21 protein-coding genes and 1 pseudogene are annotated in these 18,578 nt (G+C 62.6%); 9 read left to right on the top strand and 13 right to left on the bottom strand.

Annotated features, from left to right (window positions below; translation table 11 throughout):
* Positions 1-84 precede the first annotated feature (84 nt).
* From E2I15_RS14285 to E2I15_RS14270, 4 genes are all read right to left on the bottom strand, one after another.
* Positions 85-855, bottom strand: coding sequence for an anti-sigma factor family protein (locus tag E2I15_RS14285; protein ID WP_137476489.1), 771 nt, complete (start codon positions 853-855; stop codon positions 85-87).
* On the bottom strand, positions 852-1,409 hold the full coding sequence (locus E2I15_RS14280; protein WP_018270594.1) for a sigma-70 family RNA polymerase sigma factor: 558 nt from the start codon (positions 1,407-1,409) through the stop codon (positions 852-854). Before E2I15_RS14280 ends, E2I15_RS14285 begins: the two co-directional genes overlap by 4 nt.
* 94 nt (positions 1,410-1,503) lie before the next feature.
* Positions 1,504-1,827 (bottom strand): cupredoxin domain-containing protein, encoded by a 324-nt coding sequence (locus E2I15_RS14275; RefSeq protein WP_137476488.1) that lies wholly within the window; start codon positions 1,825-1,827, stop codon positions 1,504-1,506.
* A gap of 12 nt (positions 1,828-1,839) precedes the next feature.
* Positions 1,840-2,793, bottom strand: a complete 954-nt coding sequence (locus E2I15_RS14270; protein WP_137476487.1) for a metallophosphoesterase family protein — start codon at positions 2,791-2,793, stop codon at positions 1,840-1,842.
* Positions 2,794-3,029: 236 nt separating this feature from the next.
* On the opposite strand from E2I15_RS14270, the gene E2I15_RS14265 reads away from it, so the two are divergent.
* Positions 3,030-3,437 carry a GFA family protein gene (locus tag E2I15_RS14265; protein WP_137476486.1) on the top strand — a complete coding sequence of 136 codons (408 nt, stop codon included), beginning with the start codon at positions 3,030-3,032 and terminating at the stop codon, positions 3,435-3,437.
* A 194-nt stretch (positions 3,438-3,631) separates the two neighbouring features.
* Here E2I15_RS14265 and E2I15_RS14260 read toward each other — a convergent pair whose 3' ends face one another.
* Positions 3,632-4,138 (bottom strand): Spy/CpxP family protein refolding chaperone, encoded by a 507-nt coding sequence (locus tag E2I15_RS14260; RefSeq protein WP_051003116.1) that lies wholly within the window; start codon positions 4,136-4,138, stop codon positions 3,632-3,634.
* A gap of 266 nt (positions 4,139-4,404) precedes the next feature.
* Here E2I15_RS14260 and cax point away from each other — a divergent pair, with 266 nt between their 5' ends.
* Entirely contained in the window at positions 4,405-5,508 is a 1,104-nt protein-coding gene (gene cax / locus E2I15_RS14255; protein WP_137476485.1) for a calcium/proton exchanger, read from the top strand.
* A 79-nt stretch (positions 5,509-5,587) separates the two neighbouring features.
* Here cax and E2I15_RS14250 read toward each other — a convergent pair whose 3' ends face one another.
* The gene (locus E2I15_RS14250; RefSeq protein WP_137476484.1) at positions 5,588-5,821 is read right to left on the bottom strand and encodes a hypothetical protein; all 234 of its coding nucleotides are present in this window, start codon (positions 5,819-5,821) and stop codon (positions 5,588-5,590) included.
* 165 nt (positions 5,822-5,986) lie between these two features.
* Positions 5,987-6,448, bottom strand: a complete 462-nt coding sequence (locus E2I15_RS14245) for a hypothetical protein (RefSeq protein ID WP_137476483.1) — start codon at positions 6,446-6,448, stop codon at positions 5,987-5,989.
* A gap of 345 nt (positions 6,449-6,793) precedes the next feature.
* On the opposite strand from E2I15_RS14245, the gene E2I15_RS14240 reads away from it, so the two are divergent.
* Positions 6,794-6,958 (top strand): hypothetical protein, encoded by a 165-nt coding sequence (locus E2I15_RS14240; protein ID WP_246667891.1) that lies wholly within the window; start codon positions 6,794-6,796, stop codon positions 6,956-6,958.
* A 179-nt stretch (positions 6,959-7,137) separates the two neighbouring features.
* Here the strand turns inward: E2I15_RS14240 and E2I15_RS14235 are convergent.
* Both E2I15_RS14235 and E2I15_RS14230 read right to left on the bottom strand, forming a co-directional pair.
* Positions 7,138-7,566: pseudogene (locus E2I15_RS14235) on the bottom strand (hypothetical protein); the annotation flags it as partial.
* 2 nt (positions 7,567-7,568) lie between these two features.
* A complete protein-coding gene (locus E2I15_RS14230; RefSeq protein WP_137476481.1) occupies positions 7,569-8,618 on the bottom strand; it encodes an AraC family transcriptional regulator in 1,050 nt (349 codons plus the stop codon).
* 230 nt (positions 8,619-8,848) lie between these two features.
* On the opposite strand from E2I15_RS14230, the gene E2I15_RS14225 reads away from it, so the two are divergent.
* The 6 genes from E2I15_RS14225 to E2I15_RS14200 all read left to right on the top strand — a co-directional run bounded on the left by E2I15_RS14225 (position 8,849) and on the right by E2I15_RS14200 (position 13,838).
* Positions 8,849-9,220 carry a helix-turn-helix domain-containing protein gene (locus E2I15_RS14225; RefSeq protein WP_246667890.1) on the top strand — a complete coding sequence of 124 codons (372 nt, stop codon included), beginning with the start codon at positions 8,849-8,851 and terminating at the stop codon, positions 9,218-9,220.
* 115 nt (positions 9,221-9,335) lie between these two features.
* Positions 9,336-10,004: a hypothetical protein gene (locus E2I15_RS14220; RefSeq protein ID WP_196238909.1), complete on the top strand. Its 669-nt coding sequence runs from the start codon at positions 9,336-9,338 to the stop codon at positions 10,002-10,004.
* A gap of 102 nt (positions 10,005-10,106) precedes the next feature.
* Positions 10,107-10,448, top strand: a complete 342-nt coding sequence (locus E2I15_RS14215) for an HdeA/HdeB family chaperone (RefSeq protein WP_137476601.1) — start codon at positions 10,107-10,109, stop codon at positions 10,446-10,448.
* Between the two features lie 93 nt (positions 10,449-10,541).
* Positions 10,542-11,975, top strand: coding sequence for a DUF1254 domain-containing protein (locus E2I15_RS14210; protein WP_137476479.1), 1,434 nt, complete (start codon positions 10,542-10,544; stop codon positions 11,973-11,975).
* Between the two features lie 201 nt (positions 11,976-12,176).
* Positions 12,177-13,190, top strand: coding sequence for a SphA family protein (locus E2I15_RS14205; RefSeq protein WP_170991385.1), 1,014 nt, complete (start codon positions 12,177-12,179; stop codon positions 13,188-13,190).
* 213 nt (positions 13,191-13,403) lie between these two features.
* Positions 13,404-13,838, top strand: a complete 435-nt coding sequence (locus E2I15_RS14200; protein ID WP_137476478.1) for a DUF2721 domain-containing protein — start codon at positions 13,404-13,406, stop codon at positions 13,836-13,838.
* Positions 13,839-13,864: 26 nt separating this feature from the next.
* Here E2I15_RS14200 and E2I15_RS14195 read toward each other — a convergent pair whose 3' ends face one another.
* From E2I15_RS14195 to E2I15_RS14180, 4 genes are all read right to left on the bottom strand, one after another.
* Entirely contained in the window at positions 13,865-14,767 is a 903-nt protein-coding gene (locus E2I15_RS14195; RefSeq protein ID WP_137476477.1) for an alpha/beta fold hydrolase, read from the bottom strand.
* 7 nt (positions 14,768-14,774) lie between these two features.
* Positions 14,775-16,394 carry a GMC family oxidoreductase gene (locus E2I15_RS14190; RefSeq protein WP_137476476.1) on the bottom strand — a complete coding sequence of 540 codons (1,620 nt, stop codon included), beginning with the start codon at positions 16,392-16,394 and terminating at the stop codon, positions 14,775-14,777.
* A 195-nt stretch (positions 16,395-16,589) separates the two neighbouring features.
* The gene (locus tag E2I15_RS14185) at positions 16,590-17,897 is read right to left on the bottom strand and encodes an MFS transporter (protein ID WP_137476475.1); all 1,308 of its coding nucleotides are present in this window, start codon (positions 17,895-17,897) and stop codon (positions 16,590-16,592) included.
* A gap of 226 nt (positions 17,898-18,123) precedes the next feature.
* Complete coding sequence (locus tag E2I15_RS14180; protein WP_137476474.1) at positions 18,124-18,576, bottom strand: MaoC family dehydratase; 453 nt, start codon at positions 18,574-18,576, stop codon at positions 18,124-18,126.
* Positions 18,577-18,578 lie beyond the last annotated feature (2 nt).

Here is an 18,578-nt window from a genome sequence, read left to right as displayed (position 1 = left end):
GGATGCAGCGAAGCGAAATCCGGGGTTCTCGCAGCGGGTAAGACCGTCGCCGGATTACGCAGCGCTGCATCCGGGCTACAAGGCTCATCCCTCCTTGTTCGCGCGCATCGCGCCCTCGAACTTGTCGCCGAACTCGCTCAGCTCGTCGGCGCCGAGATCGCTGACCGCCCAGTAGTTCAGGCCGCGGTCGCTCCAGCGGCGGATGTTGAAGCCCTGCAGCGTCGAAATCTTCGCCGGCTTGCGTTCGGTGTTCGCGGTCTGCGCCACGAACAGGTTGATGACGTGCTGGCGCCGCTTGTAGACCACGGCGCCGATCTCGCGGGCGTTGACGTAGTCGAGCCGGCCGCCGATCAGCGTGAAGCCCTGCGCGGTGAGATCGATCACCGGCGGCGAGACGTCGAGCTTGCCGTTGAACCAGGGCTTGACCGTGTGCTGATCCGTCGAGATCACGTCGGTGAGGTGGCCGGCCTGCAGCGAACGCAGATGCGCCGACACCACCTCGTTCTCGATGCGCTGCTCGTCATCGTTGCGCAGCACGATCGCGACAAGGCCGGTCGCCGCCATCGCCGACACCGCGGAGCCCAGCGCGAAGCCGCGCAGCACCGAGCGCCGGGTCGGCGCCGCCTGCGCTTGTGGTTGCGGCAGCGACTTCTCGATCTTGCGGCGCAGCTCGAGCGGCGCCTTGTAGCGCAAATCGCTCTCGGCGATCGCCTGGCGGATCTCCTGATACTCCTTCATGAGAGCGGCACAATGCGCGCACCCCTCGACATGGGCTTCCACCTCGCGCGCATGGCCGGCGTCGAGTTCGCCGTCGATCAGCGCGTGGATCAGCACTTCGGCTTCCTCGCAGGTCATTTCGCTTGCTCCTGTTCCGCAAGCCAGGCCGATCGCAGCATGGCGCGGGCGCGCGCGAGGCGGGACATCACGGTGCCGACCGGCACGGCGGCGACATCGGCGATCTCGCGGTATGAAAGATTCTGGATTTCCCTGAGCACGAAGGTCTCGCGGAACGGCTCGGCAAGCGCCGCGACCAGCTTGCGCACGGTCTCGCCGTCGAAGCGGCGCAGCAACTGCTTTTCCGGGGTCTCCGGGGCTTCATTCCACAGCGGGGTCTGCTCGCCGCCTTCGGGCAACTCCTCGACCGCGGTCGGGGCGGTCTTGCGCCTTGCATATTCGGCGCGGCAGACATTGCGCAGGATCGCGAACAGCCACGGCTTCATCGCAGGTCCGCGGTAGCTGTCGAAATGCTTGTAGGCGCGCAGATAGCATTCCTGCACCGCATCCTCGGCGTCGGCGGCATCGCGCAGCAGATAGCGGGCCAGCGTATAGGCGTCGTCAAGATACGGCAGCGCGGCCTCGCGGAAGCGCCGCGCCTTTTCGGGATCGTCTTGCGACGCGTTGACAACCATCGTGTCCTGCCCGGCATGTCGAGAGACGGCTCGCGCCCGGCCGGAGGCGGAGGGCCACCGGCCGGGCATGGTTGTGATTGTATGGGTTGTCACGTTACCCAACCTTGACACTGCCTGTCATGTGCGGATGCAGCGAGCAGAAATACTTGTACTCGCCGGGCTCCGTGAAGGTGAACGAGAAGGTGCCGTCGGTATCCATGGTCTTGGAGCGGAATTTGCCGGCACACACCACGGTGTGCGGGATGTCGTCGCGGTTGGTCCAGGTCACGGTGGTGCCGACCTTCACGTCAAGTTGGGGCGGAGTGAACGAGAAGTTGTCGATATGGACCGCGGTATCTTCGGCGCGGGCCACCGTGACCGGCAGCAGCATGGTCGCGACCACGGCAATCCCGAAGTCGCGTCGATTGATCGAACTCATCGGTCTTGTCCCTTAGCCTTGCAGCGGCGTGTCGATGATCGCCAGCGGCTGGCTGTTCTGCTTGAAGTTGATGCTGGCGACGCCGAGCATGCTGCGCAGCTTGGTATCCTCCACCTTCATCGGGCCGGGCGAGGGGGCGGAGCCCGGCGCCGGCTGCGGGAAGGCGGTCGAACGCGCGGTGTGGAAGGTGACGTTGCCCTCGACTTTCTGCATCACCTGATGGATGTGGCCGTTGAGCACGGTGACCGAGCCGAAGCCCTTGACGTATTCCAGCGCGCGGGCGCCGTCCTCGGTGCCCCAGCCCCATTGCGGATAGACCGTCCACAGCGGGATGTGGGCGAACAGCACGATCGGCGTCGACTTGGAACGGCCCTTGAGGTCGTTCTCCAGCCATTCGAGTTGCTCGTTGCCGAGGTTGCCGAGGCCGCCGCCCTTGAGGTCGACGACGTTGACGAGGCCGATGAAATGCACGCCGCCGGCATCGAAGGAATAGTAGCCCGGACCCTTGGTGCCGCGGCCGTAGCGCTCCTTGTAGAGCTTGACCTCCTCGTCGATGAAATCGTGCTCGCCCGGCACGTAGTGCACGTCGAGCTTGGCCTGCGAGATGATGCGATCGGCGTCATCGAATTCGGACGCCTTCGACAGATGCGTGATGTCGCCGGTGTGGATCATGAAGGACGGCTTGACCTGCATCGCCCGGACCTTGTTGATGGCCTCTTCCAGCGTGCCGATGGCGTTCGGGTTGGCCGGCTTGTCGAAGCCGACATGGCTGTCGCTGATCTGCATGAAGGTCATGCCGGGCGCCGCTTCCGCAGCCGCGGCCGAGCCGACGATGCCGAGCGAATGCGGCACGCCGCCGGTGACGGTCCACAGCACGCCGGTGCCGGCCCAGGTCATGCATTCCAGCACCTTGCGTCGGCTGACGCCTCTTTCCTCATCGCGATGGTCGTGATCGTGTCCGCTCATGGCAGGTCTCCCGTGGGCCCAGGGATTGGGTTTCCGGGGAGATGATCGGCGGGGCCGGGGCTTTATTCCCGACGCTTTGGCGCGGCCGCGGGCAGAGATGACGATTTCGTGAGGCCCGCATGATCGGGGCGCAGGGGACCGCGCGACAGCTCGACGCAAGGGCAGGATGCGCACTTGAAGCGTTGGTGCTTGCAGCGTTATCGACCCGGCAAACCACTGATCGAGCGGAGGAAAACATGGCTGACGTCACCGGCGGCTGTCACTGCGGCGAGATCCGTTACGAGGTGACCGGCGAACCGGTCGTCCATGCGCTGTGTCACTGCACCGATTGCCGGCGCCACGCCGGCGCGCCGATGGTTGGCTGGGTCACGGTTGCCGAGAACATGGTCAAGGTGACCAAGGGGCAGCCCAGGATCTACCGATCCTCTGAGCATGGCCGGCGGCACTTCTGCGCGAACTGCGGCGGCGGACTCTTCTATACCAATGGCAACATGCTGCCCGGGTTCATCGACATCCAGAGCGGCACCTATGACGATCCCGATCGCGTGCCGGCCATGATGCATATCCAGGTCGCGGAGCGGCTGCGCTGGATGGAGGATGCGCATGAGCTCCCGACCTTCGACCGCTTTCCGCCGCCGGAATGACCGGGTTGATGAACGCGGTGCTTTCCTACGAAGCGACCTTGCGCGCCGCAACATGGAATCGCCCGCAACATGGATGGACGGTTGCAAAACGGCGTTTTCGTTTGGCGGGTACGCTTGACGCTCGCCCTTGATCGAGCGTCCAATCATTTCACGCACAAACCAGCAGGGGGCTGTTCGCCTGCGTCCGGTTGGCCTTATTCGTCCTCGTCGTCCGGACCGCCACGCTGCTCGATCGCGTTTCGCACGCCGCGCATGACAGCGAACGACACGAATGCCATCCTTCGCTTCTGATCATCGCTCAATGTCTTGTAGAGCGGCTCCCAGGCATCGGAGAGCTTCTTGAGATCGGTCCCGCGCTGAATCAGCCGGTCTGCCCTGCGTTGCATCATCTCGACCGGATTGCTTCCACCAAGGACCTCCATCGGTCCGTTCTCCTGGAGTTCGGCAATCCGCTCCAACCGAGCCTGCCGGTTTTTCGCTCGCGCACGGATGGCTTCCTCGATGGCGGGCCAATATTTTTCCTGATCGGGCGTCAGCTGCAAGGCGGCCTTGACGATGCCGACACGCATGTCCGTCAGGCTCTTCAAGTCGGCGGCGCTGGGTTGCGCGGCTCCGACAGTCGTGGATGTCTCTGCTGCAAAAGCGAGAGACGAGGTCGTCACCAAAAATGCAATCGCTGCAACAGCTGCGTTCCTCGTCATTGTAAGCTCCTGAGCTGCTCATCAAGGATGTCCGCGAGAACAACCGCAATCTGATCAGCCCGGGTTGATCTAGGTCAAAAGGGTGAGGGAGCCCGAAAATATGGACGTGCTTCTGACCGTTCGGGAAATTCCGTGAGGCTCCGGATCGGCTGGTCCGGCTCAGGCCGTGACTGGCGCGACGGTGGCGCCGGATTGAGCTAGATCAAGGTTCAGCGGACCGCGGTGTTCAGAAACTGCCGTCGACCTCGTTGCGACCGGGCGGTACCATGCACCATCTGCTCAAGGAAATTCGACATAAGCCACTGCTCTGGATGCTGGTCTTCGTGCCGATCGTGCTGGCGGTCGAGACGGCAGCTCCGTCCGCCCACACCGCGCTGTTTGTGCTCGCTGTCCTGGCCATCGTGCCGTTGGCCACCCTTCTCAGTCATGCGACGGAAAGCGTCGCAGAGAAGACCGGCGACGCAGTCGGAGGCCTGCTCAACGCAACTTTGGGCAATCTGACCGAGCTGATCATCGCGATCGCTGCGCTGCATGCCGGAGAATACATGCTGGTCAAGGCATCGATCGCTGGTGCCATCGTCACCAATTCACTCTTCATGCTCGGCGCATCATTTCTGCTCGGTGGGCTCCGCCATCACGTTCAGGAGTATAATCGGGCCGGCGGGAGGATGTACGCAGCGCTGTTGCTGATGGCCACGATTGCGTTGCTTGCGCCCTCGGCTGTTGCCGACCTCGATCCGGCGCGCGGCGCAGCTATGGCGCTGGCGCTCAGTACGGGCCTCGCCGTGCTGCTGATATGTGCCTATGGGCTCGGCTTGCTGTTCTCGCTCAAGACACACAAGGAGCTGTTCGCAAGCGAGGAGCATGGCGAAACCGGCGGCGCCGGCTGGCCGATCGGATTTGCGTTGGGCACCCTGCTCGTGGTCACGGTGCTGGTTGCACTGGTCAGCGAAATATTCGTGAGCTCGGTGCAGAAAGCGGGCGAGACGCTGGGATTGAGCCCGGCGTTCGTCGGTTTCATCATCGTCGCGCTGGTCGGCGCCGCGGCAGAAATGGCGGTCGCGTTTTCTGCGGCGCGCAAGAACCGTCTCGATATGAGCGTCAGCATCGCGCTCGGCAGCGCGTCTCAAATCGCTTTGTTTGTCGCGCCGGCGCTGGTGCTTCTGAGCTACGTCGTCGGTCCGAAGCCGATGGATTTGCAGTTCTGGCCGGGGGCCGTGACGATGGTCATGATCGCCTCCGTGACGTCCTGCTTCATCACCAACAGCGGACGGTCGGCATGGTTTATCGGTGCCTTGCTCGTGCTCATCTATGCGATTTTCGCGATGACCCTGTACATGGTGCCACCGGGATCGCACGGCCCGGTTTGACCAGCGGCGAGCGTTGCCGGCACCGATCCGGACGAAGGCGCGTTATTCCTCGTCGCGTTCACGCGGACCCCTGATGGCTTTACAGCGGTAGCTCGCTCTGACCGCGCGTCCAGTCGATGATGTCGATCTGGAGTCCCCGTTTCAGAATCTCGGCCTCAAGATTGCCGGCATGCCGCTTCCATTCGGCCGTCGACCGGACCCGGAATTTTGGCTCTTCACCGTTTGCCTCGAACTCATCGTCGGCTTCGAGCGCGCCGCGAACAGCCTCGTACATCATCTTAAGGCTCGCGTCGGTGAAGGCGTCGTACTCCATCGAGTCGTCTCCTCGGGAACGCAAATTCGAGGGACCGCCACGATGGCGATCGCGGCGTCCCGTTGCGATCGGTCCATTCAACATGGACATGCCGATGCCTGACCGAAGCTCGACAGCGAGCCCGGGCGGTGCAACCGCAGGTCCATCGACTGCTGCTCAGCCGGATCAATACTGATACGGGTTCTGCGGGCAGATCATTTGCCCGTATTCATTGTAGTAGCAGCCTTGGTTGCCGTAGTAGCCATAGGCGCCATACGCGCCGGCCGCGGCCGCTGCGCCGACGGCAGCAGCACCATAGCCCCAGCCTGGCCGATAGTAGCCTCTGCCGTAGCCGGGATAGCCGGCGACCGGGCGGCCAGGGCGCCCCGCAATCGGTCGGCCGGGATAGCCCGGACGGCCTGCGATCGGGTGTGAGGGGCGCGGGCGGCCGGCAACGCGATATCCTCCACCGTGAACCCTTCCGCTGCCTACATGCATGCCACCGCCACGCATCCCGCCGCCGTGAAAGCCGCCTCCGCCGCCGCGGAAGCCGCCGCCTCCTCCGCGACGGGCATAGGCGTCATCAGGTATCAGGCAGACAGCGACGAGAACCAGAGCCGCCAGAGCGGCGAGGATACAACGAAGCATGGCGTGTCCTCCCTCACGGACGATTTTTGCGAGCCGTGAAGCTGCGACAATTTCGGCGCGCGAGCTTGACGTAGATCAACGGAATGCAGCAGGGCGCGCGTTCGAAACAGGTCAGGCAGCTATCATCAACCACTCCAGGCACAATCTGCACTTTGCTGCCGAAGCATCTTGCCTAGAATGCGAATGTGAGTTCCATGGCAATTTGCTTTCGCCTCAGTCAGGCGACTGCGATCGTTTCTTTGCCGAGTTCACCTGGTGTTTTAAGTCCTGCGGAACCCTGCCAAGAGGACCAACGTGCGGAAAGCGGATGTAACGTGCGCGTGCTGTGGCGCAGGTTTCCGGCGGTTGGAGCTATGGTCCGAACCTGGCGCCAAGGGTGAGTATCACTGTCCCGTTTGCGACTACTTGCTCGAGGCATTCGATGGCACCAACCTGATCGCCTATCGGCTGACGATCCAGCCGGTGCGCGCGCCGGCCTACTCGGTCAAGCCGTTCGACGATCAGCGATAGCCGGACGATCGGTTGCCACCGGCGCGCTTCGCGGGCCGATGGCCAACCCGGCGATGGCCGCAGAGGACACAGTCAAGCTGACCCGGGGTAGATCTACCCGTCGCGGAGCACCGCCGGGGGCGGGTCGCTCGCACCCTCGTCGGATGGTCTCGGTGCTTGCTCGTGCGCCGGGGCGCCGGCTAGTTCTTGACGGCATACAGAGGCGTTCTGAACGTCAGTTGACAGGCGGGTTTCGGCACCCACATGATTTCGGCCGTGACGCCAAACAGTCGGTTGTCATTATCGTCCACGCGGTCGAGATCGATCCGCACGATCGGTTGTGCAAAGGGCTCAATCGACGCGAGGTTCAGAAGCTGCGCGCCATCGAAGGATTGCACGCCCGCACGGCCGGTAAACTTCCAGTTGTTCGGCCATTGATAGTAGCCGCCGACATAGGCAATCGTGTTCGGGTTGATCCTTCCCAGCGAACTGTCGACGTCGGTTCGCGTGTATTGGAAACTGCTGAGGAAGCCTCTGGTCTCATCGGAATCGAGCGCATAGTCAAATTCGAGAATGTTGTTGAAGGAGGTTGTGCCCGGCGGGCCATTGGGAATCGACTGTGTGACGGTCCCTAGGCGCGATTGCCATCGGACCGGGAGGCGAGCCGATCGATCGTCGCTTGTCCGTTCCTCGACCTCTCCCGAAACTCCCGCGGGGTGCAACCGGAAATCCGGCGGAAAGCTCGCGTGAAGTGGGCAGGGTCGGCATAGCCCGATGAGAATGCCACGTCGATGATCTTGATTTCAGTTCTGCCAAGAAGCTTGGCCGCATTGTTGAAGCGAGCCTGCTCAAGCAGACCGGAATATGTCAGCCCTGCGAGCGAAAGCCTCCGTTGTAGACTCCTGGTGCTCACTCCCATCATCTCGGCTGCCTGCATGATCGTGAGGCCTCCTTGATCCAGGTAGGAGGGCAAGCTCAGCTTCAGTGCGCTGACGACGTCCTTGCCAAATGACTGCGGCGCGTGATCGGACGGCGTTGGTTGAAAGTCATTCGCGGGATTTGCAAGGCTGAGGAGTTCGACCGGCACTTCGATCCATGAGGCCTTTTGACCCGACATGAAGCGCGTGTTCGGCCAATGCGACTTGACCTCAGGGCTCGGCGTATAGAGCGCTTCAAACGCGATCAGTCTTGGAGACCAACTCGCCCCGGCGAACTCACGGACGATGTGCAGGACGAATATGTTCTGAAGCCACTGGGATATCTCAAGATGGGGAATGCCCTCCGTTCCAATGAGTTTGCTGCAAATCCTCAAACTCTCGCCGTTTAACTCGAGCCATAGTTGGAGGATCGTATCTTCGCACGGTGCCCAGCGGCATATTTGCTGCAGGGCAACCAATAGGGTTGGCGCATGGCGCACTCGCGCCCGCATGGCTTCGCTCAAATGTTCGAACGAGAGCCGCTGGGCTGCGCGAAAGGCAATCTCTGACAGGCCCTGCTTTTGCTGGGCGGCCGTCGCGAACCGGACGGTCGGCAGCAAAGGTACGTAATGATCCGCTTTTTCTTCAAAGGACGTCGGGAGTTGAAATTTGGCGAGAAGTGCTGCTGTAGGGCCGCCTATTTCAGAATGAAGCTCGGCGAATGGAATCAAAAATTGACAACGGGTCAATGGAATAACGGTCATTACTTACCTGCCCAAGAAGTTTTGCCGCGATAGTAGCTTAGCAGGCCGGAACTCTTCTTGCGTTGTCTTAATTGCGCAGTCGGGGGTGACGCGTTCGACCAATTCCGCTCGGCGAAAGTTTTGGCGGCTGATGGCCAGATCGGTGCTCGAAGCTGCTTTATCCTGAAGCGTCGTTTTTCTTGCAGGAGCACGGGCATCACGCCTCAAACCAACCGATGAGAGCTGTCCGATTGCCTTCAGCCCAGGCGGTCCGCGCGGTCATTGCCGCGTCGCTGCGACACGGTGACGCAACCCTGGATAGCACCGCTCGCGCCCTCAAGATCAGCTCGCGCACGTTGCAGCGTCATCTCGGTCGCATGGGCACCAGCCACAGCGAAATGCTTGCGGAAGTTCGCTTGAAAATCGCTTGTCGTTTGCTCGTGGACTCAGGCAAGCCACTGTCGGAAATCGCGAAATTCCTCGGCTACAGCAACGCTAGCAGCTTCAGCCGGATTTTCGTCCGTTTGATGCAGATCAAACCCGTCGCTTACAGACGACAGCAACTTGCCGATAGGCAGAGCCGGGCGAGCCATCGCAAGACATCTCACGTGGTCGGGCGATGACAATTCCGATCATTGGCGCGAAATGGCAAGACGCGCGATCTGAATTGGCGCGAAATGCTTAGCGAAGCTGATTGCCAAGATTGCGGTCCCCAAAGGGCCTAAGGAGATAACAAACATGACCCTTCGCTCAGCTCTGTTGGTATTTTGCGTTGCCGGATTGATTGCCGTTCCCCATAAGGTGCTTTCCCAATCCGTACCCGAGAACAAACCACACGTACCGCTTGAGAAATCGATAGGTCAGGCAAAGCCGGAAGTCGTGCCATCGCTCTTCGTCCTCAACTCGCGCGGTGCGAGCTTGAAGGACGGGAAGCTTGTGCTGACGGGAGTTTCACCGAATGCGATCGTGTTCGCCGATCGGCCCGTGAGGGCGGCTGGTCACGATCTCACGTCGCGAATTGTCGAGGATTGGGGCAATGGCAGTGACAATTTTGCGAAAGATCCTCCAAACGCCACCGTGTCCGGGTTCAGGAAAGACGGATCATCGGTAGCCGACGCCGTCGTCGTCCTGAAATCGCCCAAGCTCGAGGGCGACAGGCTGACTTTCGATGTCGATATGCTCGAAGGTGACCTTGCGGGGGCTGATGGACCGGCGTCGATCTTTATCGACATCATCGGTCGCCCATTCACGCCGTTGTCTTTTGCCGGGGTTGCCCGCCGCACCGCCTGGCGAGGTGCTTACTACCGCGGCGCTGCAGTCGCGGGTGCGGCCGCCCTTGGAGCCGCGGCAGCCTATCCGTATTACGCCCCGCGGTGCGGATACTATCCGTATCCGCCTTGTTACTGATCAACGCGACCGCCGGGTCACCGCCGCTGGGCCGACAGATGGAAGGTCGGTCCGAGCTAGGCCGAACACGCGAGCTCACAGGAGGGGATCATGGGACGAACCATGATTGCAGCATTGCTGATTGTCGCCGGCATGCAGTCGGCGCATGCGCAGACGGACCTGAGCGCTTATGCCAACGCCGAAGGCTATCTGGATGTTCAGAAGCTGACCTGCGCGCAACTCGCCGGAACGTGGCAGGGAGACGCCGATCTTCTCACTGCCTGGTACAGCGGTTGGTACAACGGCCTCGCGCGCAAGCACTACCTCGACATCAAGAAGTCCCGCGAGGCCGAGCACGAAGTGATCCAACATTGCAAGGCGCATCCTGACCAGCTCATCATCGAAGCGATCGCAGTGGTCTTCAAGGATATGAGAGCGGCGCTCGGGATCAGGATGCAGCCGTAACTGCGAGATCGGAGACTTTTCACGGCGCGCCGACAGTCGGAGCAACCGGACGATCGTTTGAAGACCATTCGACTTGAATACAGGGAGAGAACAATGGAGATTACTCGTCGCAATCTTGCGCTCGGCGGAATGGGTCTGCTCACCGGGGCGGCGATAGGTCGACCAGCCGTCGCCGAGGAGGGAGCTTTCCTGGGGGTCGGTCAGGGCCTGGAGGACTTTTGGCTCGCGAGCGACGCCTACATATTCGGCTATCCGTTGGTGACGATGGAGATGACACGGAGGATCATCACCAACGTCGCGGAGCCCGTGGGCACGCGGGGGCCGATGGGCCATATCATCAAGCTGCGCCAATATCCGGACGCATCGTTTCGCGATGTCACTGCGCCCAACGCGGACACGCTCTACACCACGTCCTTCTTCGACGTCGGGAAAGAGCCGTGGGTCCTCAGCATCCCGGACATGGAGGGGCGCTATTTCCTGATGCCCATGCTGGATGGCTGGACGACGGTATTCCAGGTGCCGGGGAAGCGCACCACCGGCACCGGCGCACAAACCTATGCCATCACCGGGCCCGGCTGGAAAGGGACGCTGCCGGATGGCGTGAAGGAGTACAAATCGCCCACCAACATCGTGTGGCTGCTCGGCCGCATCTATTGCACCGGAACGCCGGAGGATTACGCCGCCGTCCACAAGCTGCAAGATGAGTGCAAGCTCGTTCCGCTCAGTGCTTACGGCAAGCCGTACACGCCGCCTCCGGGAAAGGTCGATCCTTCGATCGACATGAAGACGGCCGTTCGCGAACAGGTCAATCGCATGGACGCGGTGTCGTATTTCAAGCTGCTCTGCGAGCTCATGAAAACCAACCCGCCATACGCGGCAGACGCGGCCCAGCTCGCCAAATTTGCCCGCATCGGCATCGTACCCGGACGCGACTTTGACGAGACCAAGCTGAAGGCGGATTTCCTGAAGCGTGTCCCCGAGGTGTCGTTCGACAGGATCATGCTTCAGTTCAAGGTCAACAAGGCCGTCAAGGACGAGAACGGCTTTGCGTACACGACGAAAACCGGCATCTACGGCACCGACTATCTGATGCGGGCCCTGGTGACCGCGATCGGACTTGGCGCCAACCGCCCGCAGGATGCGGTCTATCCGACCTCGCAAAAGGATGCGGATGACCGCAAGTACAATGGTGCGAACAAGTATGTCATGCGGTTTGCCAAAGGCCATCTGCCTCCGGCCGAGGGATTCTGGTCGCTCACGATGTACGACAGCAGCTACTTCTTCGTGAACAATCCGCTCAACCGATATTCGATCAGTGCGCGGGAAAATCTGAAGGAAAATCCGGACGGCTCGACCGATCTCTATATTCAGAAGGACTCGCCCGGCAAAGACAAGGAATCCAACTGGCTTCCTGCGCCCGAGGGAGATTTCATACTCATGCTACGGATGTATTGGCCGCAGGAAACCGACCCTTCGATCATCAACGGCACCTGGACGGTTCCGGCCGCCAAGAAGATCGGCGCCTGAGAAACTGGATTCTTGCCGGCTCCAACCGGGGCCGGCATGAATCAACGTGCTACAATTTGCGGGGGCGAATCGTATGCTCGAGCGAGCCGTACAGGTCGTTCCGTACACACCAAAAGGGGGTGTGACATGCGACTTCGCGGTCTTTCGATGAGGCGGCAACCAAACGGGCGAGGCAAGACGCTCAGGGATGCCGGCATCGCCATGATACTGGTCATGGCGTCAGTTTCGTCTGAGGCCGCGCGTGCCGACGAGGGTGGCGTCTCATATTGGCTTCCCGGCCGCTTCGGCAGCCTCGCTGCGACCCCGCAGGTCCCCGGCTGGTCGATGGCGGAGGTCTACTATCACACCAGTGTAAGTGCATTCGGCAATGCCGCGGCCGCCAGGGAAATCCAGGTCGGCAGAATCCCTGCTGCGGTAAACGTCGATCTAAACCTGCATCTGAGCGCGCAGGCGGATCTCATCCTTCTCAATCCCACTTATACGTTCGCGACGCCGGTGCTGGGTGGCCAGCTTGCCATCGGCGTGACCGGGCTGTTCGGGCGGTCGAGTGCGGATCTTGTGGGGACGCTGACGGCGGCCGTCGGTCCGCTGGCGACTACCCGCACCGGCAGCTTCGGCGATTCAATCACATCGATAGGTGACCTCTACCCGCAAGCGACGCTGAAGTGGAACGCCGGCGTGCACAATTTCATGACCTATGTAACGGGAGACGTTCCGGTCGGAGCATACAGTCCGAGCAGCCTCGCCAATCTCGGCATCGGTCATGCCGCCATCGATGCAGGCGGCGGCTACACCTACTTCAACCCGCAGGCGGGCCATGAATTTTCTGCAGTCGGGGGCTTCACCTACAATTTCAAGAATCAGGATACGCAGTATCAGAACGGGATCGACTTCCATCTGGATTGGGGCTCCTCCCAGTTTCTTTCAAAGCAGGTTTTCGTTGGCCTGGTTGGATATGCCTATCAGCAGGTCACCGATGATTTCGGCCAGCACCCTGTCCTGGGGGGCTTTCGGTCCCGCGTGCTGGGCGTTGGACCGCAGATCGGCTTCCTGTTTCCCGTGGGCGACATGCAGGGTTATCTGAATCTCAAAGGGTATGGAGAATTCGCAGCGGAAAATCGCCCGGCCGGCTGGAATTCCTGGTTGACGTTCTCGATCTCTCCGATGGCACCGACCAGCACCGTGACGCCGACCCGACGGATCGTGACAAAATAGCAGTGTTGTGCGTGCCTACAATTATGCCAAGATCACGCCACGATGCGCCGCGCTCGCGCCAGAGGCCGTCGATGCCGGCCGTTGGGACGCCGGCTGGGCAATCGTCGCCGCTGCCGGTTCGATACTTCGGAGTCGTGATGGCCAGGCTGCAGGGTCCAGGTTGCCAATGTCGGCCTGATTGGTTTCGGCCGCGCTAACCCGAAAGTCGAGTCGATGTTGCCGGATACGCCGTCGGTCAGTCAGCTCTCTCACGTGATTTCTCAGGCGGCTGCGCCCGCATTTCTGCTCGGCGCATTGGCGGCTTTTATCGCGGTGCTGATTTCCCGCCTCAACCGGATCATCGACAGATCGATTTACCTGAACCAAATTTCTGATCAGGATCAGGCGAGGTGCCGGCTCAAGGCAGACCTGCCGCGTCTTGCTCGGCGCGCCACCATGATCAATCGCGCGATCTTCTGGTCCATCATGGGAAGCATTTCGATCAGCGTTGTCATCGTTGTCGGCTTTGTGAGTGCGTTCCTTCACATCCAGCACGAGCGAGGCGTTGCCATCCTCTTTATTGTCTCCGTTGCGGCCTTCATCGTGTCGTTGGTGGATTTCGCGCGAGAGGTCCGAATTGCTCTGAGCGAGCTTGATCACTACGGCTAGATGCAACGCATCGATACGTGCACGCCCTAGTCGGCGCGCCCGGCAAACGTCCTGAGCGCCGCCACCATCAGTTCCGGCGCTTCCTGTGCGACGCAATGCCCGACACCGTCGAACGTCCATCGGCTCGCATGCCGGATCAGCGCCGCGGCGCGGCCTGCCATCTCCTTGTAGATCGGCCATGACTGCTCAGTGGTCGCGATGCAGACCGGGCAGGCGATGTCGGAGAACCACGGGAACGGATTGCCGCGGCCGTCGCCGGTGTAGATTTGCTCCATGGCCTGGAAGATCGGCCCTAGCAGGGCCGACTCGATTTCCGGCGTACAAAGCAGCCGCATGCGGCCGTCGTCGAGCCGCGCAAAGCCGTGATGCACATAGGCCCACAGCGACCGTTCGGTCCATGGCGCGAAGGCCGGCGCGGCGCGCAGCCGCTGGAACAGGTCGTCGGCGCTGTCGAATTCGGCCCGGCGGCGCAGCACGCCTTGCACGGATCCGCGCGCGATGTCGCTGAGGCCGCCGGCGCGCGGCACGCGCGGATCCATCGCGGTCGGCTCGGTGACATGCAGGCGCGCGAAGCGACCGGGCATCAGTCTGGCTGCGAGCAGCAGGTCGGTTGCGCCGGCACTGTGACCGATGCCGTAGATGTCCTGGAGGTCGAGGCGCTCCACCGCCATGCGGACGTCTTCGGCAAAATCCTGAAAGTGATAGCGATCGGCCGGCGGCTTGTGGCTCAGGCCATGGCCTCGGCGGTCGAGCGCGTAGATCGTGTAATCGGCCGCCAGCGCCTCTGCGACCTCGGTCCACACCTCCGCGACAAAGCCTGTGCCGTGCAGCAGCAGCGCCGGCGGCTTGTCCGAGGCCGGCTCGCCCCATTGCGCCACCGCAAGCTGTGCGCCGGCATCGCCGACCAGAAAGCGCTTCGGGGCGTTCATCGTCGTTCTATCGCGCATCCTGCAGGATCATCGCCGCTGCCTTCTCGGCGATCATCGCCGTCGGCGTGTTGGTGTTGCCGGAGGTGATGGTCGGCATCACCGAGGCATCCGCGATGCGCAGGCCGTGCAGGCCGTAGAAGCGCAGCCGCTCGTCGACCACGGCCATCGGATCGTTGGCCGTTCCCATCTTCGCGGTGCCGACGGGGTGGAAGATCGTGGTGCCGATGTCGCCGGCAGCCTTGGCGAGCGAGGCATCGTCGTCGCCGACCGAGGGGCCGGGCAGGAATTCCTCGGGATGATATTTCTCCAGCGCCTTCTGCTGCATCAGTCTGCGCGTGGTGCGGATCGCGTCGGCCGCGACCTGGCGGTCGTCGTCGGTCGACAGATAATTCGGCGCGATCGACGGCTTGTCGTCGGGCGCGGTCGAGCGGATCCGCACCGTGCCGCGCGAGCTCGGCTGCAGATTGCAGGCGCTCACCGTGATCGCGGGGAAGCGGTGCAGCGGATCGCCGAACTTGTCGAGCGACAGCGGCTGCACGTGGAACTGGATGTTGGCGCGCGAGCGCGTCGCGTCCGAGCGCGTGAAGATGCCGAGCTGCGACGGCGCCATGGTCAGGGGACCACGGCGGCGAAACGCGTAGTCGAGGCCCATCAGGCCGCGGCGAATCAAGTTGTAGTAGGTCTCGTTCAGCGTGCGCACGCCGGATACCTTGTAGATCGCGCGCTGCTGCAGATGGTCCTGCAGATTATGGCCGATGCCCTGCACGTCGAGCACGATGTCGATGCCGAGCGGCGACAGCCATTCGGACGGACCGATGCCGGAGCGCTGCAGCACCTGCGTGGTTCCGATCGAGCCAGCGCAGAGAATCACTTCGCCCCTGGCGCGGGCCTCGACCACCTCATCGCCCTGGCGGAACAGCACGCCGGCGGCGCGGCCGCTCTCGATGATCAGGCGGTCGACCAGCACGTCGGTCTCGAGCCGCAGATTGCCGCGGTTCAGCACCGGCTTGAGGAAGCCGCGCGCCGACGACCAGCGTCGGCCGCGCTTCTGGTTGACGTGGAAATAGCTGGTGCCTTCATTGTCGCCGGTGTTGAAATCCGGGATGCGCTTGATGCCCATCTCCTCGGCGGCATCGCCGACCGCATCGAGGATCTGCCACGACAGCCGCGGTGCCTCGATGCGCCAGCCGCCGCCGACACCGTGATGCTCGCTTTCACCGAGGAAATGATCCTCCAGCCGCTTGAACGCCGGCAGCACGTCGCTGTAGCTCCAGCCGGTGAGGCCGAGCTGCCGCCAGTGGTCGTAGTCCGCGGCCTGGCCGCGCATCGAGATCATGGCGTTGATGGCGGAGGAGCCGCCGATCACCTTGCCGCGCGGGTAGGCGAGTGCGCGGCCGTTGAGGCCCGGCTCGGCCTCGGTCTTGAACATCCAGTCCGAGCGCGGATTGCCGATCGCGAAGAGGTAGCCGACCGGGATATGAAACCAGATCCAATTGTCCTTGCCGCCGGCTTCCAGCAGCAGCACGCGCTTCTTCGGATCGGCCGACAGGCGGTTGGCCATGATGCAGCCCGCCGTGCCTGCGCCGACGACAATGTAGTCGAAATCACCCTCGAGCCTTCGCGGCATGTCCTCGTTCCCGGCAAGCGTCTCTTGTTGACGTCGTTCTATAGCGTTTTCGAGCGAAGTGGAGCCCGGTTCGCGTGAAGAAAACGCGTCAATACAAGAAAATAGAACCTGGTTCTGACAGAGTCAGAACCGAGTTCTATCCAGACGCAGCGGGCCGACACAAGCCCGGCGGCGCGTGTCGGGGGTGCTGGATGATCAGGGGCGGCTCGGTTCGGCCAGTGTGACCTCATGTCTCGCGCGGGGAACGCAGACGATCAGCGTCAGCATGCCGATGCCGAGCACGGTGCCGACGAGGGCGAGCGGTGCGTAGATGCTCCCGGTTGCGATATTCATCCAGCCGATCAGCGCAGGGCAGACCGCGCCGCCGAACGAGCCGATCGCGCTGATCAGCGCGATGCCGCCGGCCGCGGCGCTGCCCTCCAGCATCGCGTTCGGAATCGTCCAGAACAGCGACAGGATCGCGAAGATGCCGATCGATGCGACGGCAAGCAGCGTCACGGTCAGGAGCACGCTGCCTTGCGCGGCCTGCAAGGCGATGAAACACGCCGCTGCGACGAGGCCGCAGCAGACCACGTGCCGGCGCCGTTCTCGTGTGCGGTCGGAACTGTAGCCGATCGCCACCATGCCGATCGCGGACGCAACCGAAATCGCGCCGCTCAGCCAGCCGATTTCGGTGGTCGTCGCCACGCCGACGCGTTTCAGCAGCGTCGGCGTCCACAGCAGGATGGTGTTGAGCGAGCAGAAGAACGCGAAGTAGATGAAGGAGAGCAGATAGACGCGCGGTTCGCGCAGCGCCGCCGCGAAGCTCCGCGTGGTGCCGGGAACGGCGGCGCGGTCGCGGGCGAGGTCGCTTGCGACCTGCCGCCGCTCGTCGACGCTGAGCCAACTCGCGACCTGCGGTCCGTCGGCGAGGTAGAGATAGGCGACGATGCCGAGCAGCACAGCCGGGCCGCCTTCGAGGATGAACAGCCACTGCCAGCCATGCAGGCCGTGGACGCCCTGCATGTGATCCATGATCAGGCCCGACAACGGTCCCGCGATGACGCCGCCGAGCGGCACCGCCATCACGAACAGGCTCGTCATGCGGCCGCGTACGCGATCCGGGAACCACAGCGTCAGGTAATAGAGGATGCCGGGGAAGAAGCCGCCTTCGGCGGCGCCGAGCAGGAAGCGCAGCAGGTAGAGGTGATACTGGTTCTGCACCAGCGCGAGCAGCATGGTGACGACGCCCCACAGCACCATGATCCGCAGCAGCGTCTTGCGGACGCCGACCTTGACCAGCAGCAGATTGCTCGGGACTTCGAGCGCGACATAACCGACCGAGAAGATGCCGGCGGCAAGCCCGAACACCGCGTCGTCGATCTTGAGGTCGTGCAGGAACTGCAGCTTGGCAAAGCCGATGTTGAAGCGATCGATGATCGCCACCGTGTAGCACGCCAGCAGGAACGGGATCAGGCGCCAGGCGATCCGTCCATAGAGCTGCGAATGAGCCGCATCCTGCATCGAAACCTCCGAATGATTCTTTTGATTGTTGGGCGAATAGTGCCGCGAGGGCACTGCGCTCCCTCGCGTTGTTACGGGGTCGAGACGAGCGAAGCTCGCTCTGAGTGGGCTGGGGTGAGGGGCTGCCTTCGCATAATGCGGCGATAGCTGGGTCCGCGGAGAATCCCCGGCCTCTCCCCGCACGCGGGGCGAGGCGGAGCCCGTTGCTCCGATCGAGTGCGTCCCGCTAGTTCGGCTTCGCGGTCGCTGGAAACTCCAGCATCGCTTCGCCGGCCGCGACCGTCTCGCCGCGCTGGTTCTGCACGGCGACGTCGACCAGAACCCAGCGCGATTTTGCGGTGACCTGCTTGGCCTTGATGGTGCCGGCCGGGCGGATGGTGTCGCCCGGCTTCACCGGCTTCAGCCAGCGCGTCTCGAGCCTGCGATGGATCGCGCCTGCGGGATGCGCCCAGTCGGTCAGCATGCGCGAGATCAGGCCGAAATTGTTCATGCCGTGCATGATGATGCCGCCGAAATTGGTCTTGCCGAAGTCGCCCTTCATGTAGTTGTCGTCGAGATGCAGCGGGTTGTAGTCGAGCGATGCATCGCAGAACAGGCGGATCGATTCGCGCGAAACCGCGAATGCGGGGCCGTCGATGGTGTCGCCGGCCTTGAGAGATTCGAAATTCGCTGTGGTCATGG

It is taken from the genome of Bradyrhizobium sp. BR2003, from assembly GCF_009720285.1.
GTDB classification, from domain to species: Bacteria; Pseudomonadota; Alphaproteobacteria; order Rhizobiales; family Xanthobacteraceae; genus Bradyrhizobium; species Bradyrhizobium elkanii.
The sequence above is the reverse complement of the archived record's forward strand: the minus strand, read 5'-3'. Positions and strand labels throughout refer to the sequence as shown.